The sequence below is a fragment of the Agrobacterium sp. DSM 25558 genome (genome assembly GCF_900100825.1).
Taxonomy (GTDB): Bacteria; Pseudomonadota; Alphaproteobacteria; order Rhizobiales; family Rhizobiaceae; genus Agrobacterium.
Window position 1 is genome coordinate 96,129 of record NZ_FMUD01000012.1, and the last position, 20,294, is coordinate 116,422.

General features: G+C 54.8%; 19 protein-coding genes and 1 pseudogene. 5 read left to right on the forward strand and 15 right to left on the reverse strand.

Features of this window, described 5'->3' with window-relative positions:
* The first annotated feature begins 129 nt into the window (after positions 1 to 129).
* Positions 130 to 822, forward strand: a complete 693-nt coding sequence (locus tag DSM25558_RS12505; RefSeq protein WP_077105093.1) for a Crp/Fnr family transcriptional regulator — start codon at positions 130 to 132, stop codon at positions 820 to 822.
* Positions 823 to 855: 33 nt separating this feature from the next.
* Here the strand turns inward: DSM25558_RS12505 and DSM25558_RS12510 are convergent, their stop codons facing one another.
* The 4 genes from DSM25558_RS12510 to DSM25558_RS12525 form a co-directional block, all read right to left on the reverse strand.
* Entirely contained in the window at positions 856 to 1,926 is a 1,071-nt protein-coding gene (locus DSM25558_RS12510; protein ID WP_077105094.1) for a lipocalin-like domain-containing protein, read from the reverse strand.
* Positions 1,916 to 4,321: an ABC transporter permease gene (locus DSM25558_RS12515; RefSeq protein WP_077105095.1), complete on the reverse strand. Its 2,406-nt coding sequence runs from the start codon at positions 4,319 to 4,321 to the stop codon at positions 1,916 to 1,918. The genes DSM25558_RS12510 and DSM25558_RS12515 overlap by 11 nt, the downstream gene beginning before the upstream one ends.
* Positions 4,318 to 4,977: an ABC transporter ATP-binding protein gene (locus DSM25558_RS12520; RefSeq protein WP_077105096.1), complete on the reverse strand. Its 660-nt coding sequence runs from the start codon at positions 4,975 to 4,977 to the stop codon at positions 4,318 to 4,320. The genes DSM25558_RS12515 and DSM25558_RS12520 overlap by 4 nt, the downstream gene beginning before the upstream one ends.
* Before the next feature lie 102 nt (positions 4,978 to 5,079).
* Positions 5,080 to 5,331, reverse strand: a complete 252-nt coding sequence (locus DSM25558_RS12525) for a hypothetical protein (RefSeq protein WP_077105097.1) — start codon at positions 5,329 to 5,331, stop codon at positions 5,080 to 5,082.
* Between the two features lie 324 nt (positions 5,332 to 5,655).
* Between DSM25558_RS12525 and DSM25558_RS12530 the strand changes: the two genes are divergently transcribed.
* Complete coding sequence (locus tag DSM25558_RS12530; RefSeq protein WP_077105131.1) at positions 5,656 to 6,264, forward strand: J domain-containing protein; 609 nt, start codon at positions 5,656 to 5,658, stop codon at positions 6,262 to 6,264.
* Positions 6,265 to 6,319: 55 nt separating this feature from the next.
* Here DSM25558_RS12530 and comJ read toward each other — a convergent pair whose 3' ends face one another.
* From comJ to tssH, 11 genes and pseudogenes are all read right to left on the reverse strand, one after another.
* Positions 6,320 to 6,802 (reverse strand): competence protein ComJ, encoded by a 483-nt coding sequence (gene comJ, locus DSM25558_RS12535; protein ID WP_077105098.1) that lies wholly within the window; start codon positions 6,800 to 6,802, stop codon positions 6,320 to 6,322.
* Position 6,803: 1 nt separating this feature from the next.
* Positions 6,804 to 7,367 (reverse strand): NucA/NucB deoxyribonuclease domain-containing protein, encoded by a 564-nt coding sequence (locus tag DSM25558_RS27740; RefSeq protein WP_200800748.1) that lies wholly within the window; start codon positions 7,365 to 7,367, stop codon positions 6,804 to 6,806.
* Between the two features lie 3 nt (positions 7,368 to 7,370).
* Complete coding sequence (locus DSM25558_RS12545; protein ID WP_077118150.1) at positions 7,371 to 8,600, reverse strand: DUF4123 domain-containing protein; 1,230 nt, start codon at positions 8,598 to 8,600, stop codon at positions 7,371 to 7,373.
* Between the two features lie 5 nt (positions 8,601 to 8,605).
* Positions 8,606 to 9,001 carry a PAAR domain-containing protein gene (locus DSM25558_RS12550; RefSeq protein ID WP_077105100.1) on the reverse strand — a complete coding sequence of 132 codons (396 nt, stop codon included), beginning with the start codon at positions 8,999 to 9,001 and terminating at the stop codon, positions 8,606 to 8,608.
* 75 nt (positions 9,002 to 9,076) lie between these two features.
* Positions 9,077 to 10,120 carry a hypothetical protein gene (locus DSM25558_RS12555; protein WP_077105101.1) on the reverse strand — a complete coding sequence of 348 codons (1,044 nt, stop codon included), beginning with the start codon at positions 10,118 to 10,120 and terminating at the stop codon, positions 9,077 to 9,079.
* Positions 10,117 to 10,716, reverse strand: a complete 600-nt coding sequence (locus DSM25558_RS12560) for a hypothetical protein (protein WP_200800749.1) — start codon at positions 10,714 to 10,716, stop codon at positions 10,117 to 10,119. The genes DSM25558_RS12555 and DSM25558_RS12560 overlap by 4 nt, the downstream gene beginning before the upstream one ends.
* Before the next feature lie 24 nt (positions 10,717 to 10,740).
* A complete protein-coding gene (locus tag DSM25558_RS29315) occupies positions 10,741 to 11,091 on the reverse strand; it encodes a hypothetical protein (protein ID WP_244554178.1) in 351 nt (116 codons plus the stop codon).
* Between the two features lie 146 nt (positions 11,092 to 11,237).
* A pseudogene (gene tssI / locus DSM25558_RS12565) lies at positions 11,238 to 12,865 on the reverse strand (type VI secretion system tip protein TssI/VgrG); the annotation flags it as partial.
* Positions 12,866 to 13,024: 159 nt separating this feature from the next.
* Positions 13,025 to 13,525 (reverse strand): hypothetical protein, encoded by a 501-nt coding sequence (locus DSM25558_RS12570; protein ID WP_077105102.1) that lies wholly within the window; start codon positions 13,523 to 13,525, stop codon positions 13,025 to 13,027.
* A gap of 136 nt (positions 13,526 to 13,661) precedes the next feature.
* The gene (locus tag DSM25558_RS12575) at positions 13,662 to 14,138 is read right to left on the reverse strand and encodes an Hcp family type VI secretion system effector (RefSeq protein ID WP_077105103.1); all 477 of its coding nucleotides are present in this window, start codon (positions 14,136 to 14,138) and stop codon (positions 13,662 to 13,664) included.
* Positions 14,139 to 14,199: 61 nt separating this feature from the next.
* A complete protein-coding gene (gene tssH, locus DSM25558_RS12580) occupies positions 14,200 to 16,851 on the reverse strand; it encodes a type VI secretion system ATPase TssH (RefSeq protein ID WP_077105104.1) in 2,652 nt (883 codons plus the stop codon).
* A 218-nt stretch (positions 16,852 to 17,069) separates the two neighbouring features.
* On the opposite strand from tssH, the gene tssA reads away from it, so the two are divergent.
* The 3 genes from tssA to tssC all read left to right on the forward strand — a co-directional run bounded on the left by tssA (position 17,070) and on the right by tssC (position 20,289).
* Positions 17,070 to 18,128 carry a type VI secretion system protein TssA gene (gene tssA / locus DSM25558_RS12585; RefSeq protein WP_244554179.1) on the forward strand — a complete coding sequence of 353 codons (1,059 nt, stop codon included), beginning with the start codon at positions 17,070 to 17,072 and terminating at the stop codon, positions 18,126 to 18,128.
* Between the two features lie 66 nt (positions 18,129 to 18,194).
* Complete coding sequence (tssB, locus tag DSM25558_RS12590) at positions 18,195 to 18,704, forward strand: type VI secretion system contractile sheath small subunit (protein ID WP_077105106.1); 510 nt, start codon at positions 18,195 to 18,197, stop codon at positions 18,702 to 18,704.
* Positions 18,705 to 18,807: 103 nt separating this feature from the next.
* The gene (tssC, locus tag DSM25558_RS12595) at positions 18,808 to 20,289 is read left to right on the forward strand and encodes a type VI secretion system contractile sheath large subunit (RefSeq protein ID WP_077105107.1); all 1,482 of its coding nucleotides are present in this window, start codon (positions 18,808 to 18,810) and stop codon (positions 20,287 to 20,289) included.
* The last annotated feature ends 5 nt before the right edge of the window (positions 20,290 to 20,294 follow it).

Sequence of the window (20,294 nt, forward strand, 5' to 3'; positions counted from 1 at the left end):
GATTTCACTCCGAACCATCGGCAGTTGCGAAAGTTTCATTGATTTCGATACGTGGCAGAAAAGAGGGAGTAGGTTGAACTCGTCTTGCCGCAGCACCCCACATTACAGACCCCATGAAAGGGCACGACTTTGACCTGGACCAACAACGGCCTGCTTAAAACCCTGTCTGAAGAGGACGTAGACCTCGTGCGACCACACCTCGAACCTGTCACCCTGCAACAGGAACAGTCCCTGTTCGAGAGATACGAGCCGATCACTCACGTTTACTTTTTCGAAAGCGGCCTTTCATCGGAAGTTGTTGTTGCCAGCAAGTCGATTGAGGTCGGCTGCATCGGTCACGAAGGCTGTTCAGGCGTGCCAGTCCTGCTGGGCGTAGATGCCAGTCCGCACAAGGCCTTTATGCAGGCTGGCGGCAAAGCGGTAAGGATCGCTTCGCATGAGCTTCAGGGACTTATGGATGACAGCCGTACGCTCCGGGAACTTCTTCTCCGATACGCCCATGTTTTCATGATACAGATTGCTGCAACAGCACTGGCTGACGGACGCTACGGCGTAGAGCAGCGCCTCGCACGCTGGCTTCTGATGTGTCAGGACCGTCTGGGAGATGAGCTTCCCCTCACACACGATTTTCTGGCGGTCATGCTGGGCGTCAGACGGCCCAGCGTCACGGATGCCCTGCACAAGCTGGAAGGCAACCGCGCCATCAAGGCGGAACGCGCCATGATCACGGTTAGGAACAGAGCGATCCTTGAGGAAACGGCTGGTGACTCCTACGGGATTCCGGAAGAGGAATATCGTCGGCTGATTACAAAACGACAATGACAGGCTTTGCGTCGGTCAGGTCGACCAATCGGTTCAATATCCGGTCATTTCCAGATAACCAACGCCAGAAGTGGTTCCATCGAAGGAAATCGGCCCTTCCCAATAAGGCGTCGACGTTGCCATCCACGCTTGGTCATTCAGAGCAGTCGTGGTGATATCAAGACCCTTGCTTGGAATTTGGACGCGCCACGCCACCGGAATGTCTTTTCCGTTGACCTTGGCGCGCCGTACAGGCTCCAGAACGACGTCATCAGATGAAAGCGGCGTCGTTTCTCCTTCTTTCGATATCCAGTTCGCCGAGGTGTAGCCCCCACCGGAATCCCGCAGGCGAAACGCCATGACCTTTTCTCCCGAGGCAAGATGCAGTGAAAACCAGTCCCAGCCGGTTTGGTTGGCGGCGAGCGGCTGTGAAGACCATTCCCGGTCCAGCCACGCCTTGCCACTGACCTTGACCGGGGCTCCTCCGATGGTGACAGTTCCCGTCACCTGATAAAACGGCTGCGAATAATAGTAGCTTGCCTGCCCCGCCTGCGACTTGATCGAATAACCCCGATCACCCTGCAGCACCATTGGGCCGTTGGCAGACAGGGTGAGCTGGTAGCCAAAATCTTGGCCTTCTGCGTGGAGTTCAAGGCGGCTCAACTGGTCTTCTTCGTACGAAGACGATGACTTCATTTGCCAGTCATCGATCCAAGCTTCGAAAGGGCTGGCAACGACGCCTGCTTGACCGACCCCTCCCCGTCCCAACCGTTCCGCGACATAATGGCGATCGACCGCCGTGACTGCGGCATGCCCCAGCCATATCTGACGACTGGAAAAGCCCTCCTCATCTCCGGGCGCAAGTGCGGAACGAAACAGCGTCCACTGCGCGCCTAAATGAGTGCCATCCTCTCTCTGAAGGTTGGCGGTAACATACCACCACTCTATTCTAAAATCCGGATGTGGGCCATGATCGCCGGGAAAGGTTAGCGGCACGCCGCGCTCCGGCACCCGAAACCCTTGCGCATCTGACCCAAGACCCGCAAATCCCTGTGCCTGAACGCCTGCGGGAAGGCAGATCAGGATAAGGAGCGAAATAAGAACAGCGAAACACCTAGCGTTCATTTGCAAATACCCGCAGCAAATCGGAAGGGTTGATCGTCGCCAGCCTGATAACCGGCAGCAGAACGGAAAGCGTCGCCGCCACCAGCGCTATTGCGGCTAGCCTCAGCCAATCGAGAGGGAATATCATCATCGGCAATCTCCAGCCGAATGCCTCCACATTGACGATGACCAGCAGTACCCAAGCGAGCGCAAGCCCCACTGGCACGGATATGACGAAGGTCACGAACCAGAGCGCGATCGTTCTCAACACCTCAAGCAGGGCAAGATTTCGCCGGCGAATGCCCATGGCCCAAACCGGGGCAAGCTGGGGAAGTCGGGTCGCGGAAAGGGTCAAAAGGCTCGCAAACATCGCAAATCCCGCCACGCCAAGTGTCAGCACGTTGAGGGCTCCGGTGACGGTGAAGGTCTGCTCGAACACCGCTCGTGATTGCTGCTTGAGCGACGCCTGATCCACTATATTGCTTGGTGGCAGCCCTAGTTCTTCCACGATCTGGCGTTTGAGCTCAGGGGCTTTCGCAGGGTCTACACGCACGCCATATCGAAGTTTGGGGGTGTTGGGGTAATGTGCGACCAGTGCATCCACATTGACCATGACCTGCCCTTTGGGATTTCCATAATCGGAATAAACGCCCACCACCGTCACGGCCCAGCCATCGGGCAGTGTCATGACCTGCCCGAGCTGAACGCGTTTTTCGCGCCAGAGCTGCTCATTGATCAACGCACCGCGCCCTTGCGCGACCTCATCCCAAACATCCGGCACGCTTTCGAGAAGCGGCCAATGATCACGGTACGTGGAATGATTTGCGATGCCCGCTATCTGTAGCTCATCGCCCAGGATATTGCCCTGCGTGCTCCATATGGGCAGCACGGCGTCGGCGTGGCGAGGCAACCATTGCCTGAGCTTTCCGGCCTCTGCCTCATCACGTGCGTTGACATAAAGTTCTGCGACAAGTCGCTGATCAAGCCAACCGAGAAACGTCGTGCGAAAACTCGATACCATCGTGCCAACCCCAACATTGGCGGATAAGGCAAGGAGAAGCGCCATGAGCGCCAGCGAAAGGCCGGGCAACTGTAGCCGCGTATCCGCCCAGAACCACGACGCCATGGCGCTTCTTGACCGCCGCTCTGCCAGTCGAAGGATTTGTGACAGGAATGCGGGAAGCAAAAGTGCCGAGCCAAGCAGAAGCGAACCCAAAACGATGAACCCGGAGACCAGCCCTGATCTAATCGTCGCGAAGACGATAGCAACAATGAGGAGCGCTGCGCCGCCAAGCGACTGCACCCGCAACGCCGCTGTGGATGCCAGCGCCCAGGCCTGCGGTTGAGCTCCCGCCAGAATTGGCATTGTGCGTACACGCCACAAGCTCTGCACCGAAGACAAGGCCGTGCCGGCCAACGCCATGCCGATGCCAGCCAGCCACCACTCTGGTCGCAGAGAAAGACTACCGGAAACCTCAGCACCATAGAGCCCGCGGAGTGTTGCTGCCACGCCGGGCAGTAGCAGTGATGCCATGACATAACCGATGACCACTCCGATGAAACCCGACACGAGGGCAAGCAGCATAATTTCGAGGGTCAACATCACTGTCAGTGCGCGCAACGAGACACCAAGGCAGCGAACGGTCCGGAAGGTTGCACGCCGCTGTTCGAAAGAGAGCCCGGTCGCAGAGTAAACGATGAACAGCCCGACGATGAATGCGAGAAAGCCGAAAGCGGTCAGGTTCAAATGGAAGCTGTCCGTCAGCCGCTCCATGTCCGGTCGCTCTGAGGTCAGTACACGCAGTTCAGGAACAAGGGTCGTAAGATCAGGTAAACCCGGCCTCTGGACTGGCGCGATCACTATCCTACTAAGCGCGCTCTTTCTCTCAAGTAACCTGTCGGCCACGCCGATATCCGTAAAGGCTGCACCATCCGGGATAGCATCGGACGTCTTGAGGCGTATTCCACCCGCATCTGAAAGACGTGCCGCCGTGGCCGGTGAAACGACAAGCAGATCCCGCCCGCCGATGAAGTCCACCAACTCCGACGAGCCGGAGATCGTCACCACGCGGCCCTCGCTGGGCATGGTCAAGGGATCGATCCCGACGAGCCTGATGCGGACCGAACCAAATCGGTGATCGCCTTCGATAACCGGCGACACGTTCCACCCGGCGCGTCGCAGTTTGGCGAAGCTCGCCAGTGATATTCCGCCACCGTTTTCAGCCACCAGCTGAGAAAGTCCGCTCTGTTCCAGAATGGCCGCAGACCGCGCGTAACTGGCCCGCGCTTCCGCATTGATTGCCTGAACGCCGGACCATAAGGCGGTTGCGAGAGCGATGCCGAGTATCAACGTTACAAGTTGGAGCGGGCGATGACGCCAATGGGAGATGAGGACGATGAACGTTGCCGCGTTCATGCGACGATTTTCCCGCCGCGCAACAGAACCTTTCGATCCAGTTTGTCGGCAAGCCGCATCGAATGCGTTACCAGCAAGAGCGCGCAGCCTGCTCTTCTGCTAAGCGACAGCATGAGTTCGAGCACGGCATCACCGGTCGCCTCATCAAGATTGCCTGTGGGCTCGTCGGCAAGAACAAGCGGCGGCCTTGCTGCCAGCGTTCTAGCGATGGCCACGCGTTGCTGCTGGCCTCCCGAAAGCTGTTCTGGATATCGATGGGTAAGTGGGCTGAGGCCAAGTTGCGTTATCAGTTCATTCTGCCATTCGGCATCAAACCGGCCAGCAAGTTTCGCGTGAAACGCAATGTTCGCCGCGACATCCAGCGACGGGATGAGGTTGAACTGCTGAAAAATCAATCCGACTTCTGTGCGCCTGTAAAGTGCCCGCCCAGGCTCATCTAACGCCGTGATGTCGCGTTCATTCATGAGGATGTGGCCATCATCAGGTCGATCAAGACCACCAGCCAAGTGCAACAACGTACTTTTTCCGCTGCCGGACTCCCCCGTCAAAGCAACGCTCTGCCCGCTTGATACGAACAGATCGATGCCCTTCAGAACCTCAACCGGCCCTTCAGGCGTGCTGTAAGATTTAACTATATTGGAGAGGGACAAAAGCATTTGGCTCACTGTCGCACTCGCTTGGCCAATCTGCAAGCCACAGCCACCACCGACGAAACGTGCAGACGATGGCGGCTATGAACACTAATGCTTCTAAAATTGCTATTTGTTTGAGGTGTCATCAACCACATCAGTGTCAGGTCGATCTCCGCCGCGGACATGTTGTTCCTGCCACTGGCCATCAGCCAGCTGGAAGGAAATGTCCACCTCTTCGCCACCAATCTGCTGACGCCTTGCGGCATCTTTTGCGGCTCTTAGTGCGGAATCGTGATCCGGGAAAGTCTCCGACCAAACATCTCCCAGCCTGTAGCCAAATCCACCGTCGTGTTCACCAACGTGATAGGTAACTGCCATCTCATTCTCCTTTGCTAGCGTTTGAAAACGTTACCATGGGGCAGATGTTCCACCGGGGCCGACTGACAATTCTGTTCCTACTGTCGCGGCATGTCGCGTATTGACGTTGCGCGCGTAAATCGATGGTCGTCACCATCGCGTACAACACCCACGAAACATCGTGTCACCTTGCAAGATATCAAGCCGTACACGCACCTTGAATTTCGCACATTTAGACGGCGTCACAAGCATCATCACGAGTGGCCCACCTCAATTCGTGGAAACCATCGTGGCTTGGCCTCGCAAACTCTTGCCATGATGACGCGCTGCGTTCATATAGGCGCTATGACGGCTGATTCAAAAATATTCGTTGGGCTTAAATCTGCGCGCAAGAAGTCCACTAGCGCAAGCGAACCTACAGGTCCAAAATGCCAGTGGGATGGTTGCGACAAGGTTGGCACAAACCGGGCACCCGTTGGGCCGGGTGGAGAAGGTTTGTATCTGCTGTTCTGTCTTGAGCACGTGAAAGAATACAACAAGGGATACAGCTTCACGACGGCTCCATCGAGCCCGGACGTGGCACGTTACCAGAAGGAAGCGACGACTGGCAGCCGCACCACATTTGGAACGCGGGTCGAAAAAGCGACCGAAATGCCGATGCCGTCGACCGTTCGCTCCGGTTCCGCGAAAGCGTTGAATGCGCGCAAGACCGCCGCTCAACGTCAGGCCCAAAAACTAGATTTGCAGAAGCGAAAGCTCAAGGTGCTCGAAGCCAAGGCTTTTGACACACTCGGCCTGCCTGCAGAAGCCACACCCGAGGAAATCAGAGCCCGTTACCGCGAGCGGCTTAAAATGCATCACCCGGACGGTAACCAAGGTGATCGCACCTCCGAAGACGCGCTTCAGGCGACGATCGAGGCACACAAGATTCTCAAGCTCAATGGATTTTGCTGAGGTCCTTAGCGCTGGAGCTTCCGGCTCCAACGCAGATGACGGCCGATTTTGCCATTCAACTGGCGCGCTCTGCGTCCCGTCGCAAAACCGTATCTGTTGCCAATTCTTCGCCCTGCTTCAAGATTTCGAAAGACGGACTGGTTGCGGGAACAAAGGTCAACAAAAGCAGGAATGCGAATTCAGCTTCCGGAATGACCGAGCCTGGCAGAGCCTGAAAAACAAGATTGTACAGCCCATTGGGAACCGCAACATCGCGCATGTTCGCGATCGTCCCGATCTTCAAAGGTGAAACAGACGCGTCAAACGGTGTTTGCACCGCCCACTCGGCATCAGCCTCGACCTTCACCGCATCGGCAACATCAATCCTGATGAGGCATTCGCCATCGTGGTCTGGAACCCCAAAACTCACAATTCCCTCAGACCACGCAAATCCCTGGTCAACATGCGCGTCGTCCCACAACAAACCGGGGCGCGGTAAATTCGGAAGGTGAACGACGACCTGCGTGTAAAGTACGGTCAGGGGAAATTCTTCTATCATTTCAAGGTCCTACTGCCATCGTTATTTTGCAGCCATCAGGCGCGCCAGCAAGTTGAGCTCCTATCTGCCCGCCTGCGCTGCGATTGTCACTGCGCGGAATATGTCGAACGCTAGCACCGGCACCGCCTTCTGCAAAGGTAGCCGGTGGATATTCATCACGATCCATCCCAGGTTTGGTGGGTATGCCACGCAAGGAAGCTGCACGTCGAGCACTGGTTCCGGGCCGATCCAAGGTGAGCACGCTCGGTTGGCCCAATGCCTGAGCATCGACGATATGCTGGGCAGCCTTTGGAGAAGCGGCACGCGAAATGACCACCGTCCGCTGGCAAGGGCAATCATCACACGGCTCATCACGCGCCTTCGTCTGAGCGAGCTTTTGCGCCGCGGCGGCAGCAGCAGCCAACTGCGCAGCCTTTCTTGCTCTCTCTGCTGCCAAGGCGGCCTCGGCTGCGGCAGTTGCGGCTTCAGCGGCCCGCGCAATACGGTAACCCTGATAGGCCCGATAACCAAGCATACCGAGGCGACCCAGCCCGACAACGACAGGCACTGCTAACGGAAGGGCCATCAGTTAACTCCCCAATATCCGTTTGCCCTGCGTTTCCGCCTGCCCGATTTTCACCATTTCCTGCATGATATCCGAAAGCGTCTGATCCGGATTTCGCGAGGTCTTCACAGCAGTTCGAATTTCCTGCTCTTCTCCGATTGCGCCATCCGTGGTGGACATGAGAAAGGCCCACTGGGCATGAGCCCGCTCAGACCTAAGACCCATTACCTTCCCATCTGCTTCGTAGAAAACAGTCTTTTTGAGAAGGTCTGCATCGGACAAGTAATTGTTATTGTCGGGATCTGTCTCCCGCAGATAGGCCATGACTTTCTTACGGGATATCTCAAGCCGCAAAGCACTCATCGTCTGCATGGCATGGGAATCGAGAGTGAGAACACCTGCGGGCGGAGCCATATCAGACTGTCTTCTGGCCCGCTTGACACCTCCACCCCAGATGGCGTCCGGGGCAAACTGCAATTGAGTGGCCGGTCCGAAAAGACGCCCGAGTTGAAGCTCATCGAGAGCAGGAACGGTCTGCATCATGACATTGGCATCCGCATGACGGAAAATGACCATCTCATGACCGCCAGATTTCACTTCATCGGCTACCGGTTCATCGCCTCCTGCGGCAGCAAACTCGTCTTGGTTCGGCACATGGGGACCATCGTCAGAAGTCTGACCATTTCGCCAAATCTTCGGCACAGAAATGCGGTTGATCCCGCGCAGGTGCCGGTGAAGTTTGTCTTCAGTGAGAGAACGACGACCCGACCAGAAAACCAGCGCCGGTTTACCATCACTCAATTCGATAATTCTATGAAGACGCTCCACAACCGCAGTTGGATCACCCTCATACGTAGGCAGCACACCACCGCCCGTCGGATCCCCCGCCTCTAAAGCCGCCACCATCTCTGAGGACAATGCAGCTGAGCGTGCGTGAAGCTCATCATCCGTGAGGTCCTGTTCGACGAGATCCGCCGAAGATGCCTGTTCTACCGAAGGCGGCGAAGCGACTTGATATGGGTTGATCAGCCATGGCCCACCAAGAATAACGGCATAATCACCACCCGCGTAGCGATACAAAGGCCGATGCGAGACATTCGCTTCCTTCAGCAAACGCGGCAAATCGCTGAACTGCGCACCGTCCATAACCGCATAAACACGCTGGTCTGGAGCCAAAGCAAGCTCGGAAACACTTTTCAAAAAAGCCTCAGCGACTGAAGATAGCTGTTTCTCATCAACGGCTTCAGGGATCATCAAACCTACCCTCGCACCGTCGGCATCGATTGGGAGGCCATGTTCTTCTGACACTCCGTTCCACCCCCGCCACCAGAACCGGAACCGGAACCGGAACCGCGCTCATCGCCGATAAACACATTGGGCGAACCAGTTTGCGCTTGCCCGCCACAATCGATGGCATCGCCAATGCGGCCGGCAGGCTTGCCGTTGATAAAGACGGTTGAGGAACCAGCGGCCAACTTGCGACCATGCAATGGCTGCGGGCAGACGGGGCAACCGTGGGGTACGTAAGCGTCACCCACTCGCATCAATGGTTTATTGTTGACGAATACGTCGGGGCTTCCGCCGGTTGCGAGGGTAGGCGGAAAGTGGCAGGAATGGCCGGAGCCTATATCTGTGCGGCGATGTGCTTGGGGCACAACTGACACTCCAATTCGAGCTATAAGAATAGCACCTGCATCACAGCAGAGCTAATTTTTCGTTCTGATTATTAGTTAAAATGCGCTCCGAATTTGCTCTTTCAATTGCCGCCACGATTGTCTAGGCAGTGGAACATGATCTTCTATCCCACGGAGCCAGTCGCCGCTGGCATCTCGTCCAGTATGAGCCGCATTCCAATCCGATAAATCCATTTCGCCAGCAGCGACAATCTGCTGAGGTGAACCGTTGCCCGTATAATCATTCGCAAGATCGACATGAACCTTGGGGCCTAGAAGATCGCCTGGTAGCCAATCCACAGTTAGCAACGTACGTGTCATCGGCAATGATCTGCCGCTCGGAAGCTGGGTTGCAGCTGTGCCTATGCGAATGTGGGTCCCCAAAAATATGACATTCTTAGCAGAGTCTAATAAGAAGCTTTCGCAGTTTGGAAAACCATCGCCCGATATCGCAGAGGAAACTTGAATCTTCTTGCTAGAGCGATTAATTCGGAAACTGAATTCGTGAGTAACATCCAAGTCTGGAACCATTCCGCCCCAACGCTCCCAAACCTTTGCGCTGCCTCCTCGCGTATCAGGACCACCGTCAGAAATATTGCCCCCTAGTATGAAGTGGCCTGCGTCCGTATCTGCTCCGTAAAACGCAAAGTTTTTGCCAGCATACGATAAGCGCCCATTAACACTTTGATCTCCGTCTTCGCGGTATGGCGTGATTTTTCCTGAAATATTCTTTCTTGGATGTTTTCTTACTTGCGAATAATCATTTGCCATTTTTGGCAAAATATCACCGCTTTTAGTCCACTCATTTTGTGGCAGGTCTACTCCACGGTCCCCAACCTCGTCCCTCACCATTGTCTCAACAGCACGATGTCCACGCAACTCAAGGACCCGAGGTATAACTTCATTAGACGAAGGATCGGAGGTGCATATCTGATCGACAAATTCCGAAGCTCTAAGATCAATTGTGACTTGGTGAAATATTCGAGACGTTACTCTCGTGCTAGACGAGAACCCGCGCGCGTCACCATGGAAACCGAGGCCGCCAAGCCCAAAATTTCGGTCAGGGTGGAATGAGCGTGTGATGAGAGTAAAATAAGTCATTTTGTATCTCTCACATAAGCATCTATCGCAGCATCGGATAAGGCAATTACCCGGCCTCCCGGAAATTGATTCACAAGTATTTGCTCCGGACTTGCAAAACGAAATGCAGTTGCGAATGTTGACGTGAGTATTCGCGCCCACCCCTCATCATAGTGAGATCCTTGAATGTGAATGACACTCATGGAAGGCCAATCCACCTGTTGTCTCGTCTCAGGATCTGTTACCTCAGCACTGCCAACTTGAATTTCGCGACTTTGTAACGGTGTTGCCGAATTCTGCGAAACAGACTCTAACTTGAAACTATAGGTACCGCTTTCTGGGTAAACGAATTCGACAATTGAGGCGGGCGATGAAACCCGGACATGAAACTCTTTTTCATGTTCACTTTTATTGGGCACGGAACTGGGCAGAAGACGCCATTCATTATCAGCAATTGGACGTCCAGATACTATAACTGCTCCACCTTTTTCACGTATCGGCGTATCAACAGTGATAATCAAACGAGTCGACAAATTTGGCTCCTTTGCCTGATTAATTGCGAATGTAGAAAAAGTAACAACGAGCAAAATGGATAACAAAAGGATAGATTTCTTCAAAACTCCTCCTAAAGACATAGACGTTTAATTTAAATCTATGCGGCTAGCGGTCATATTTATATTTTCCTCCTTTTCGATAATGAGATTTTTTCCTTTTATCCTTACTGTACCATCTGAAAGCATGCGTAACTCTGATTTCCCGCAACGAAAGACGATTTCGTCATGAGCATCAATCGTCTTTATACCGCCCACGACCTCACTTGATGCGGTGACAGCGCTCTCGTAGATAGCACCACCAACATTGAGAGTATGGATACCTCCTACAGTCACGATATTTGCTCCTCCAACTGTAAGCGTTGAAGCACCAAGTGCGTTGATCGAAACCGCGCCAGCAGCGTTGACAGTATAGTGCCCGCTGCCACTCATTGATGACATGGTTTTAGCAAGGAAATACCCTGCATCTCTCACCCCAAAGGTGCTTGAAGCAAGCAGCCCGCGTACGACACCACCGCCTATACCTGTACCAACATTCAGTGTGGCATTTTGGCCGATATGGGTCATTTGACTGGATTGAACCTCGGTTAAAGATGCCCCCCACAGATGTAACTTTATTTGCGTCAACCCTTTCAGTTGCGTGATTTAAAACTTTTACCGTCAAATCTCTTTGAGCATGAAGGAAAATCTCCTCAAGCCCATTATCGTCTTCGAAGCTAAGCTCGTTGAAGCCTTGCCCTTTGTGAGTCTGCGTCCTGAAAGTGCTTTTCGTCTTATTCGCCGGCAATTCATACGGCACCGTCTGCCTCGCATTCGGCACCACCCCCGTCACCAATGGCCTGTCCGGATCACCGTCCACAAACGCAACCATCACCTCCATACCGATGCGGGGAATGATCTGCCCACCCCAGCCGCCGCCAGCCCAGTTTTGGGCGACCCGCACCCAGCACGTATCGGTTCCATCCTTCTTCGCCTTGCGGTCCCACGGGAACCAAAGCTTGATGCGGCCATATTGATCTGGATGAATTTCCTCTCCCTCTGGACCCGCAACAATGGCCACCTGCGTGCCCTCGATCTTTGGGCGCTTCGTCGTGCGGTGCGGCGTGAGGGGTACTCGGGCTGGAATGGCCTCGAAGGCGTTGCGGTATTCCGGTTCGTTGCTGTTGGTCTCGTAGGAGCGATCCACGATGGTGTGGCTCGCCCTGATAATCACATGCTCTTCGTATGCATGCTCAGGATGGGCAACTTCGTAGGGGGTAAAGCGACGACCGGCTTCGAGAATGCGGGAGGTAGAGGCGCCGAAGACACGGTCGTGGTCCGCTTCGACAGATTGCGTCCGCAGTTTCTGGGCGCGCTCGGCCTCATCCACCGTCTTGATGCGGGCTGGATATTCGTAAAGCTCACGCTTGGTCGCATCCGGCATCTGCACCAGCGACGGTGTCATATTGCCTGGCACCATGCCGGGTGTTTCAAAATTCCAGTCTGCCCCGGCACGCTGGCCCGGCACGTAGGAAAAGCGTCGGGCCCAGTCATTGATGTGGTTGCGATCCGATGAGCCCTGTGCCAATCTCACTTTGCCCTCGCCTTGAGCGGAAGGTGATGGTCCAAGCCATCCATTGGCGGTATCGGCCACATGCAGCTTGTGAGAGCCATCCTCGTGGCTGAAAAAATAGTACAACCCGTCTTCTTCAAAACGGCGCAAGAGATAGTCGAGGTCGGTCTCGTTGAACTGGGTGCTGTAGTGCTGTGCAGGCGGAGTTTTGATAACGCCTGACGTATCCGGGGCTGGGATGCCGTGTTCGGAAAACAGCGTTTCGACGACATCCACCTAGGTCTTGTCCATCCAGATGCGGCAGTCGGAACGGCGCGACAGCAACCACATTTGCGGACGAATGGTCATCGCATAGGAGCGTAAGCCACGGGTGATCGGCGGCCCCTCATGCAGGTCCGTGACCAGCCCGTTGAAGGGACGGCGCACGCCACCACCATCTTCGCCTTGTTGAACCTCTACCGAAACATCGATCAGACGGCCGATCAGTTCTTCCGGCTTCACCGATTCCTTCTTGGCACGGACATTCAGCTGTATCTCGAAGAGTTGCGACACGCCCTCGCTGATCTCCATCCGCTCGGGCAGCAACTGATCCTCGCCGAGCGGCGATTTGACCTTCAAAACACGGCTGGCCTGGATGAAATCGGACGAAGGCTGGTCGGTCATAGTCTATCTCCGCTCTGCAACTCATAAGTACCAAGAGGAATAATCATCATGGACACGTCCCACGAATATATATATTATAGTGATCGTAAGCGTATATTTGCGCAATCGGGGAGAACGCGCCCATGGAGCACTAGCCTATGCGTCACGATTAATCCTGAATCAGGCGCGCTCTCCGACGAGATGTGCATATTTAAACTTCGTCGCATTATTGGGAACATCATCGATCTTCGGGCCAAACATGAGCTCAGGCGTCAGGACTGACCCGATGTCTTTTGCGGACGGCGCAGTTCCCAGGAGATAAATGTCTCGCGACATGAACATCTGATTACCGAAAGAATTTCCGACGGCGTAGTTTACCTGTAAGGCAAAAGCAGAGTGACCTTTTGCAAGAAGAGCCTGCTTGATCTTGGCATCATTCGCCCCCAGCCACTTTTTCAGCCAAACGGTAAGTGAATATTCATTGACCCCTCCCGATATCTGACTCACAACGGCCGCTACCGCACCGCCGGCAGCCATACGGGAGTTGAATTGGCGAGGTCCATCAGGAAGAGACATGTAGGATGAATCAGGTCCTTTTCGCATCTTTTGGACAGGGACGACCTCATCCTCCCGAACCGGGCGTACGACGAAAGAATCGGTAGAAACGGCAAAATTAGGCATTGGTAACTTCTCCTAGCAACATCCGAGAATGGACAGGCTATATTTGGCGCTAAAGGCGCTTCCGCGTATCGGCAATATCAGAACTGCAAAGACGGAAGAGACGACCCGGTGCCCAAAAGACACCGGGTCGAATCTGTTAGCCAGCCTTGGTGGTTGCAAGGTCGTAAGACGCGATCATCGGTGCCTGCTGCGTATTGTTTTCGTCAGCAGGTGTGTACTTGACTTCCATCTTGGTGAAGTTGAGCTTGATGGTCTCAACAGGACGATCACCGCTGGAATCCACCGAGTAGCTGGCGATAAGCGTGTTCGTCAGCAGGTACTGGATGTAGGTATTGCCCGGATCACCTGTCGTCACGAGGTGGATCGTCGCGAGTTTGCCCTGACGGCCAGAGCAAGCTTCCTGGAACAGTTTTGTGGAAGACGAGTCGCTGACCTTGGTCAGGATGACTTCCGAAATGGTTGGCTCAGATGCTTCGCGGTTTGCAGCAGAACCAGCAGAGGTGTTCATGTTGCGCACTACGTTCCAGTGAATGGCTTCGATATCCATCCACTTTTTGTGTTCCTGGTGCGTAGCGTCACCCTGGATACCGTCGATCTGCAAATAAATTGGCATACTGTAAGCTCCTGTAATTACTGAAAAGACCTCTTGCTTCGAGGCCGCGTTTGCCTTTCCACTACTGCCGCATGCGTCGGGACTTGCCTTCCGACGCGGCAACTTTATCCGCTGCAACCGGGGCGGCCGCAGTGAATTCATTACTTTCCCCAACCGCTTCCGCACGAATGCAGAACCCGGTTTCATCAAAATCAACGGTGATGTGCTTCACCCTGTCACCCGAGATGACTTTGTCCAGAAAGTAGCTGGACATGGGTGGCAGCAAATCCCTGCCGATCATGATTTCGATGGCGCGTGCGCCTATTTCGCTGGAACCCGACCGCCCCACCAGCGCCTTACGCGCGGCGTCTGAAAGCGTCAGTTCCGTGCCGTATGCGGAGCGAACCCGCTCGGCAATTTTCTCGATCTGGATGTCTACGATGCGCGACAGTTGCTCGGGTCCAAGCGGCATAAATGGCAGAATGACCGTGCGCCCCAGAAAAGCGGGTTTGAAATGCTTCGTCAACTCAGGCATGAGCAGCGCCTCAAGCGCCTCACCTTCCGGCATGGTGTCGGGGTCTGCCGCCAGCGCCGTCAACAATTCAGAACCGGTATTTGCGGTCATGAAAATCGTCGTATTCTTGAAATCTATATCCCGACCTTCGCCGTCTTTGAGCATGCCCTTATCGAAAACCTGATAAAATATATCCTGCACACCGGGATGCGCCTTATCGATCTCATCCAGCAGCAACACGCCGAACGGGCGGCGGCGCACGGCCTCGGTTAGCACGCCACCCTCACCGTAGCCGACGTAACCGGGCGGCGAACCCAGAAGCAGCGAAACCTTATGCTCTTCCTTGAATTCGGACATGTTGATGGTCGTGAGATGGCCGTTACCACCATATAAAAGATCGGCCAGCGACAAGGCGGTTTCCGTCTTTCCGGTGCCCGACATGCCAACGAGCAGGAAGACCGCCGGCGGGCGGCGCGGATCGGACAGGCCAGCACGCGCGGCGCGCATGGCATCTGCAATACGGCCAATCGCTATATCCTGGCCGATGACACGCTGCTTCATCCGCTCATCCAGGGACTTTGCGCTCTCGATTTGATCGGCCAGCAATTTCCCAAGCGGAATACCGGTCCAGCGTGAGACGACCGATGCGATCATTTCACGATCAACCACCGTGGGGACGAGTTTCTCGTTAGCATTACCTGGCGCGATAGACACAGGCCGCAACGGCGCGACGTTGGGCGCATCGGTTACGTGCGCGTCGCCTTCCAACAATTCGGTGATCTCGGCGTCATAGCGCGCTCGAAGGCCATCGATAGCGGTTTCGAGATTGCTTATTTCCGCGCTTATCGCGTCAATCCGGGATTTCGTTTCTTCATCGACAGGCTCACGGGAGAGCCACTCTTGCTCGGTGCTGAGTAACTGCTTCTCGCTCTCCATGGATCGAAGTTTTTCAGGCAATGTCTGCCGAGCAAGCGATACGGCAGCGGACGCAGTGTCCAGAAGGCTTACGGCCTTATCCGGCAGCTGACGGGACGGCATGTAACGCGCGGACAGTTGTACCGCCGCAACGATCGCCTCGTCACGTATGATCACGCCGTGGTGCTTGACGAAAGTATCGGCGATACCGCGCAGCATGCGAATGGCCGTCGCCTCATCTGGCTCGCGAACATGCACGGGCTGGAAACGCCGGGTCAGAGCCGCGTCTTTCTCAAAATACTTCTTGTACTCGCTCCATGTCGTTGCAGCGACTGTGCGGACCTCGCCACGGGCAAGCGCGGGCTTGAGGATATTTGCCGCGTCACCCTGCCCTGCCGCACCGCCGGCACCGACAAGACCATGCGCTTCATCGATGAAGAGAATAATAGGCTCGGGCGACCGCTTGACGGCATCGATAACACCGTGAAGGCGTCGCTCGAACTCGCCCTTGACTCCGGCACCGGCCTGAAGGAGTGACAGATCGAGCGTCAGCAGACTAACATTCCTGAGCTTTTCAGGAACATTGCCAGAAACGATCTCCAGCGCCAGCGCCTCTGCGACAGCCGTCTTGCCGACGCCAGCCTCTCCAACGAGAATGGGATTGTTCTGCCGACGTCTGGTCAAAATATCGACCATCTGCCTCAGTTCGTCGTCACGCCCGATGACAGGGTCCAATTTACCCTGACGAGCATCCTCGGTCATGTCCTGAGTGTAGAGGCGAAGGAAATCGTTCTGATCTTTGCCGTGCGAAGCACCGACAACCGCGTCATCACTCGATGACACGTGATTGGCCCCCTCCTCACGAAGTTGCTCCAATGCAGCGCGATCCATCAGCTTGAGTGCGGGGAAAGCGGCGCGCACAAGACTGCGCAACGATGTCTCTTCATCGAGAGCCAGCAGAAGGTGGGTCAGCGCGATGTGGGAACGCCCATCCTGCAACGATGCAAGCAACCAAGCCTCCCGCCCAGCAGTCAGGATATTCTGCGACAGCGACAAAGCCTCACCGTCCCCAACGGCCGCATCGTCAAGCGCTCGGTCAATTTGAGCGCGAAGATCGTCTCTGGAAATTTTCAACCGTTCGAAGGTGTTAGCGAATGCATCGTTATCTACAACCGCACTCAACCAATGAGCAATATCAACGAACTGATGACCGCGTCGGACAGCAACGGATGCTGCCGTTTCAAGCGATACACGCAAGTCAGGCTCAAGCGCTTCCACCAGGCGGTTGAGATCAATATGCGACATGCAGCGAGCCTCCAGATTGGATCATTCCACAACGTGACGTGGCATAGTTAGGTCGATGAAACTCACTTGTCCAGCAAAAGTTGCTTTTTTATTTGACGAGTTTAAAACCAAGTCGCCACAATTTCGCCTAATTTTCCATAAGTCTGTTTAGTGAATAACCTTACGTAACGGAAGTAACTGATACATATCTATCATATTTAATGAGGGATAAACTGACATTGGACACACAAGAGTCGGTACATAATATAGAATATTTAAGTGATTGCGGAGAAAATATTCGAAGCAATGCAAGAACTCGTGAACTATACTATAGAATTAAGGATGAAAGAAACCAAGCTCGCGCAGAAGAACGCACTGTTTCACCCCAAGAAGTTCTAAGAGTTTCCAGCAACTGGATTGAAGTCAGCAATCTCGGATTGCATATTATATATTCTGAAAGCCGTGACGTTGAAATATTGGCATGGCTTGCAGAAGCAGAGCTAAGGCTAAAAGGCTTTCACGGTCTGCGTGAAGTTTATCGGGTTACATATGATATATTTTGCAACCAGTGGGAATCGCTTCACTCGATTAGTGACGATGACGACGAAGAGAAATTCGCTCCTTTCGCCGGATTGAACGGGATTGGAAGTGAGGGAACGCTCATACAGCCATTACGTCTCAGCTCCCTCATTCCGGGTGGCAAGTTTGGCGAACATACGCTGTGGGATTTCCAGCTGGCGCAGCGATCTTCTGAAACGAAACGCAAGGAAAAACTCTATAATGCCGCTTCCGAAGCGGGCATTGCAGCCATGTCTTCGCATCTGGCAGATGTGAATGCGTGTCTCTCGACATTTGATGAGATAGCCAAGATTTTGTCTGAACGGTGTGGACACAACGCGCCGGCCAGCTCGAACATCCGAAACATTCTGATCGAGGCCGCATCTGCGATTCGCACATTGGGCGGAAGGGATGACACGCAGCCTGCCGTTGCCAACAATGCACGGATAGCGGATAGTGATTCCGCATCGATACAGCCCGAAGTTCCTAAAAAATCGTCATCTGGCACAGAAGAAATCGCTTCACGTGACGAAGCATTTGAAACTCTTCTTACAGTTGCGCGTTATTTCCGCCGGACGGAGCCGCATTCTCCGATATCGCTGGCAATTGAAACACTGGTCCGCAGGGGGCGCATGGATTTTTCAGAACTGCTCGCAGAGCTTTTGCCGGAAGTACAGGCACGCCACGCCGTTTTGACGGCAGCTGGAATAAAGCCCGAGAGCGAGAACAACGGAAAATAGTGAAACCAGGGGAGATGCGACGCTCCCTATAGTCAGCAATGCCGATACGGCATCAAGGAGGTTTGAATGGCAAGTGTACATGAGAAGCTGGAGCGGGTTCGCAAACCTCGCGTTCACATAAAGTACGAAGTGGAAACCGAAGGCGCGATGGTGGTTAAGGAACTGCCGTTCGTCGTTGGTGTTCTGGGTGATTTTTCCGGTAATCCAACACAGCCCCTGAAGCCATTTGGCGAGCGAAAGTTCGTCCAGGTAGACCGGGATAACTTCGACGAAGTCATGCGCCGCATGACACCTGGCCTCAACATTGCCGTCCCCAACACGCTTCAAGACGATGGCACAGATATCCAAGTCAATCTGAAGTTCGAGAGCATGGACGACTTCCTGCCCGCATCTGTTGTCGAGCAGGTACCAGCGCTCAAAGCGCTTCTGGATGCACGCAACGAACTGCGCGACCTGTTGTCAAAAGCTGATCGTTCCGAAGATCTGGAGCGGCTTCTAGAAGACATCCTCCAGAACAAGACCGATCTCGGAAAGCTCGTATCCGAATTGAAAGAGAAAAACAGTGCGGGCACCTGACCTCGAAACCTGAGGACTGCTTCGTTGAGATGCCCCGGCGCACGGGGCTTCACCTGTTCTAGCGGCAAAACAAGACAAGAGCCGCATTTGGAAGGATTGAAACATGAGCGCTGAAAGCCTGCTGAAAAACGAGGCACAGACAACGACCACCGAAGAAAACGGCCTGCTGGCCAAGGTGGTTGCCGCGACACGTCAGACCGAACCGGACCGCGCACAGAACCTGCTGCGCACGCTGACAGATCAGGCCCTGAAGGGTACGGTCAAGTATGACCGGAACCTGACCGTAACGCTGAACCATGCGATTGCCGAAATCGATAAGGCGATTTCCGCCCAGCTCGCGGCCATCATGCAGGCACCGGAGTTCGCGAAGCTCGAAGGCACATGGCGCGGTCTGAATTATCTCGTGAAAAACTCGGAAACCAGCGTCAACCTCAAGATTCGCGTGCTGAACGCTTCCAAGCGTGACGTGGGACGCGATCTCGAAAAGGCCGTTGAATTCGACCAGTCCAGACTGTTCAAATCCATCTACGAAGATGAATTCGGTACCCCAGGCGGCGAGCCGATGGGTGCCATCATCGGCGACTACGAATTCGACAACTCGTTTGACGATGTTCAGCTTCTGCAAGGCGTGTCGATGATCGCCGCTGCGGCATTCGCACCGTTTATTTCGGCTGCGAGCCCGCGCATGTTCGGCTTCGAAGACTATCGCGATCTGGCTCGTCCGCGTGATCTCGAGAAGATTTTCGACACCGTCGAATATGCCAAGTGGCGCAGCTTCCGTGAAAGCGACGATTCGCGTTTCGTCACGCTGGCCCTGCCCCGCGTGCTTGCCCGTATGCCTTACGGCCCGAAGACGAACCCGGTTGACGAGTTCGCCTATGACGAAACACGCGGTTCCGCCAACGGCGATTTGCAGCATGATGAATATTGCTGGATGAACGCCGCCTACGTCATGGGCACAAAGCTGACAGACGCCTTTGCCAAGAACGGCTGGTGCACGGCCATTCGTGGTGCAGAAAATGGCGGCAAGGTCGAGAACCTTCCCATGCATGTCTTCTCCAGCGATGATGGCGATCTGGATCTGAAGTGCCCGACAGAAGTCGGCATCACCGACCGTCGCGATGCCGAACTGGGCAAGCTGGGCTTCCTGCCACTCTGCCACTACAAAAACACAGATTATGCCGTGTTCTTCGGCGCGCAGACCGCCCACAAGCCCAAGCTTTATGACCGCCCTGAGGCGACGGCCAATGCTGCAGTCTCTGCGCGTCTGCCATATATGATGGCGACCTCGCGTTTTGCGCATTATCTGAAGGTCATGGGCCGCGACAAGATCGGCTCCTTCATGGAAGCATCCGATTGCGAAGTCTGGCTGAACCGCTGGATTTCCAACTACGTCAACGCCAACGACGTGGCTGGCGAAGAATCGCGTGCGAAGTACCCTCTGCGCGACGCGAAGGTGACCGTTCAGGAAATTCCCGGCAAGCCTGGTGCCTACAACGCCGTCGCCTGGATGCGCCCTTGGTTGCAGATGGAAGAACTGACGACCTCGTTGCGTATGGTCGCCCGCATTCCAACCAAGAACTGAGCCGG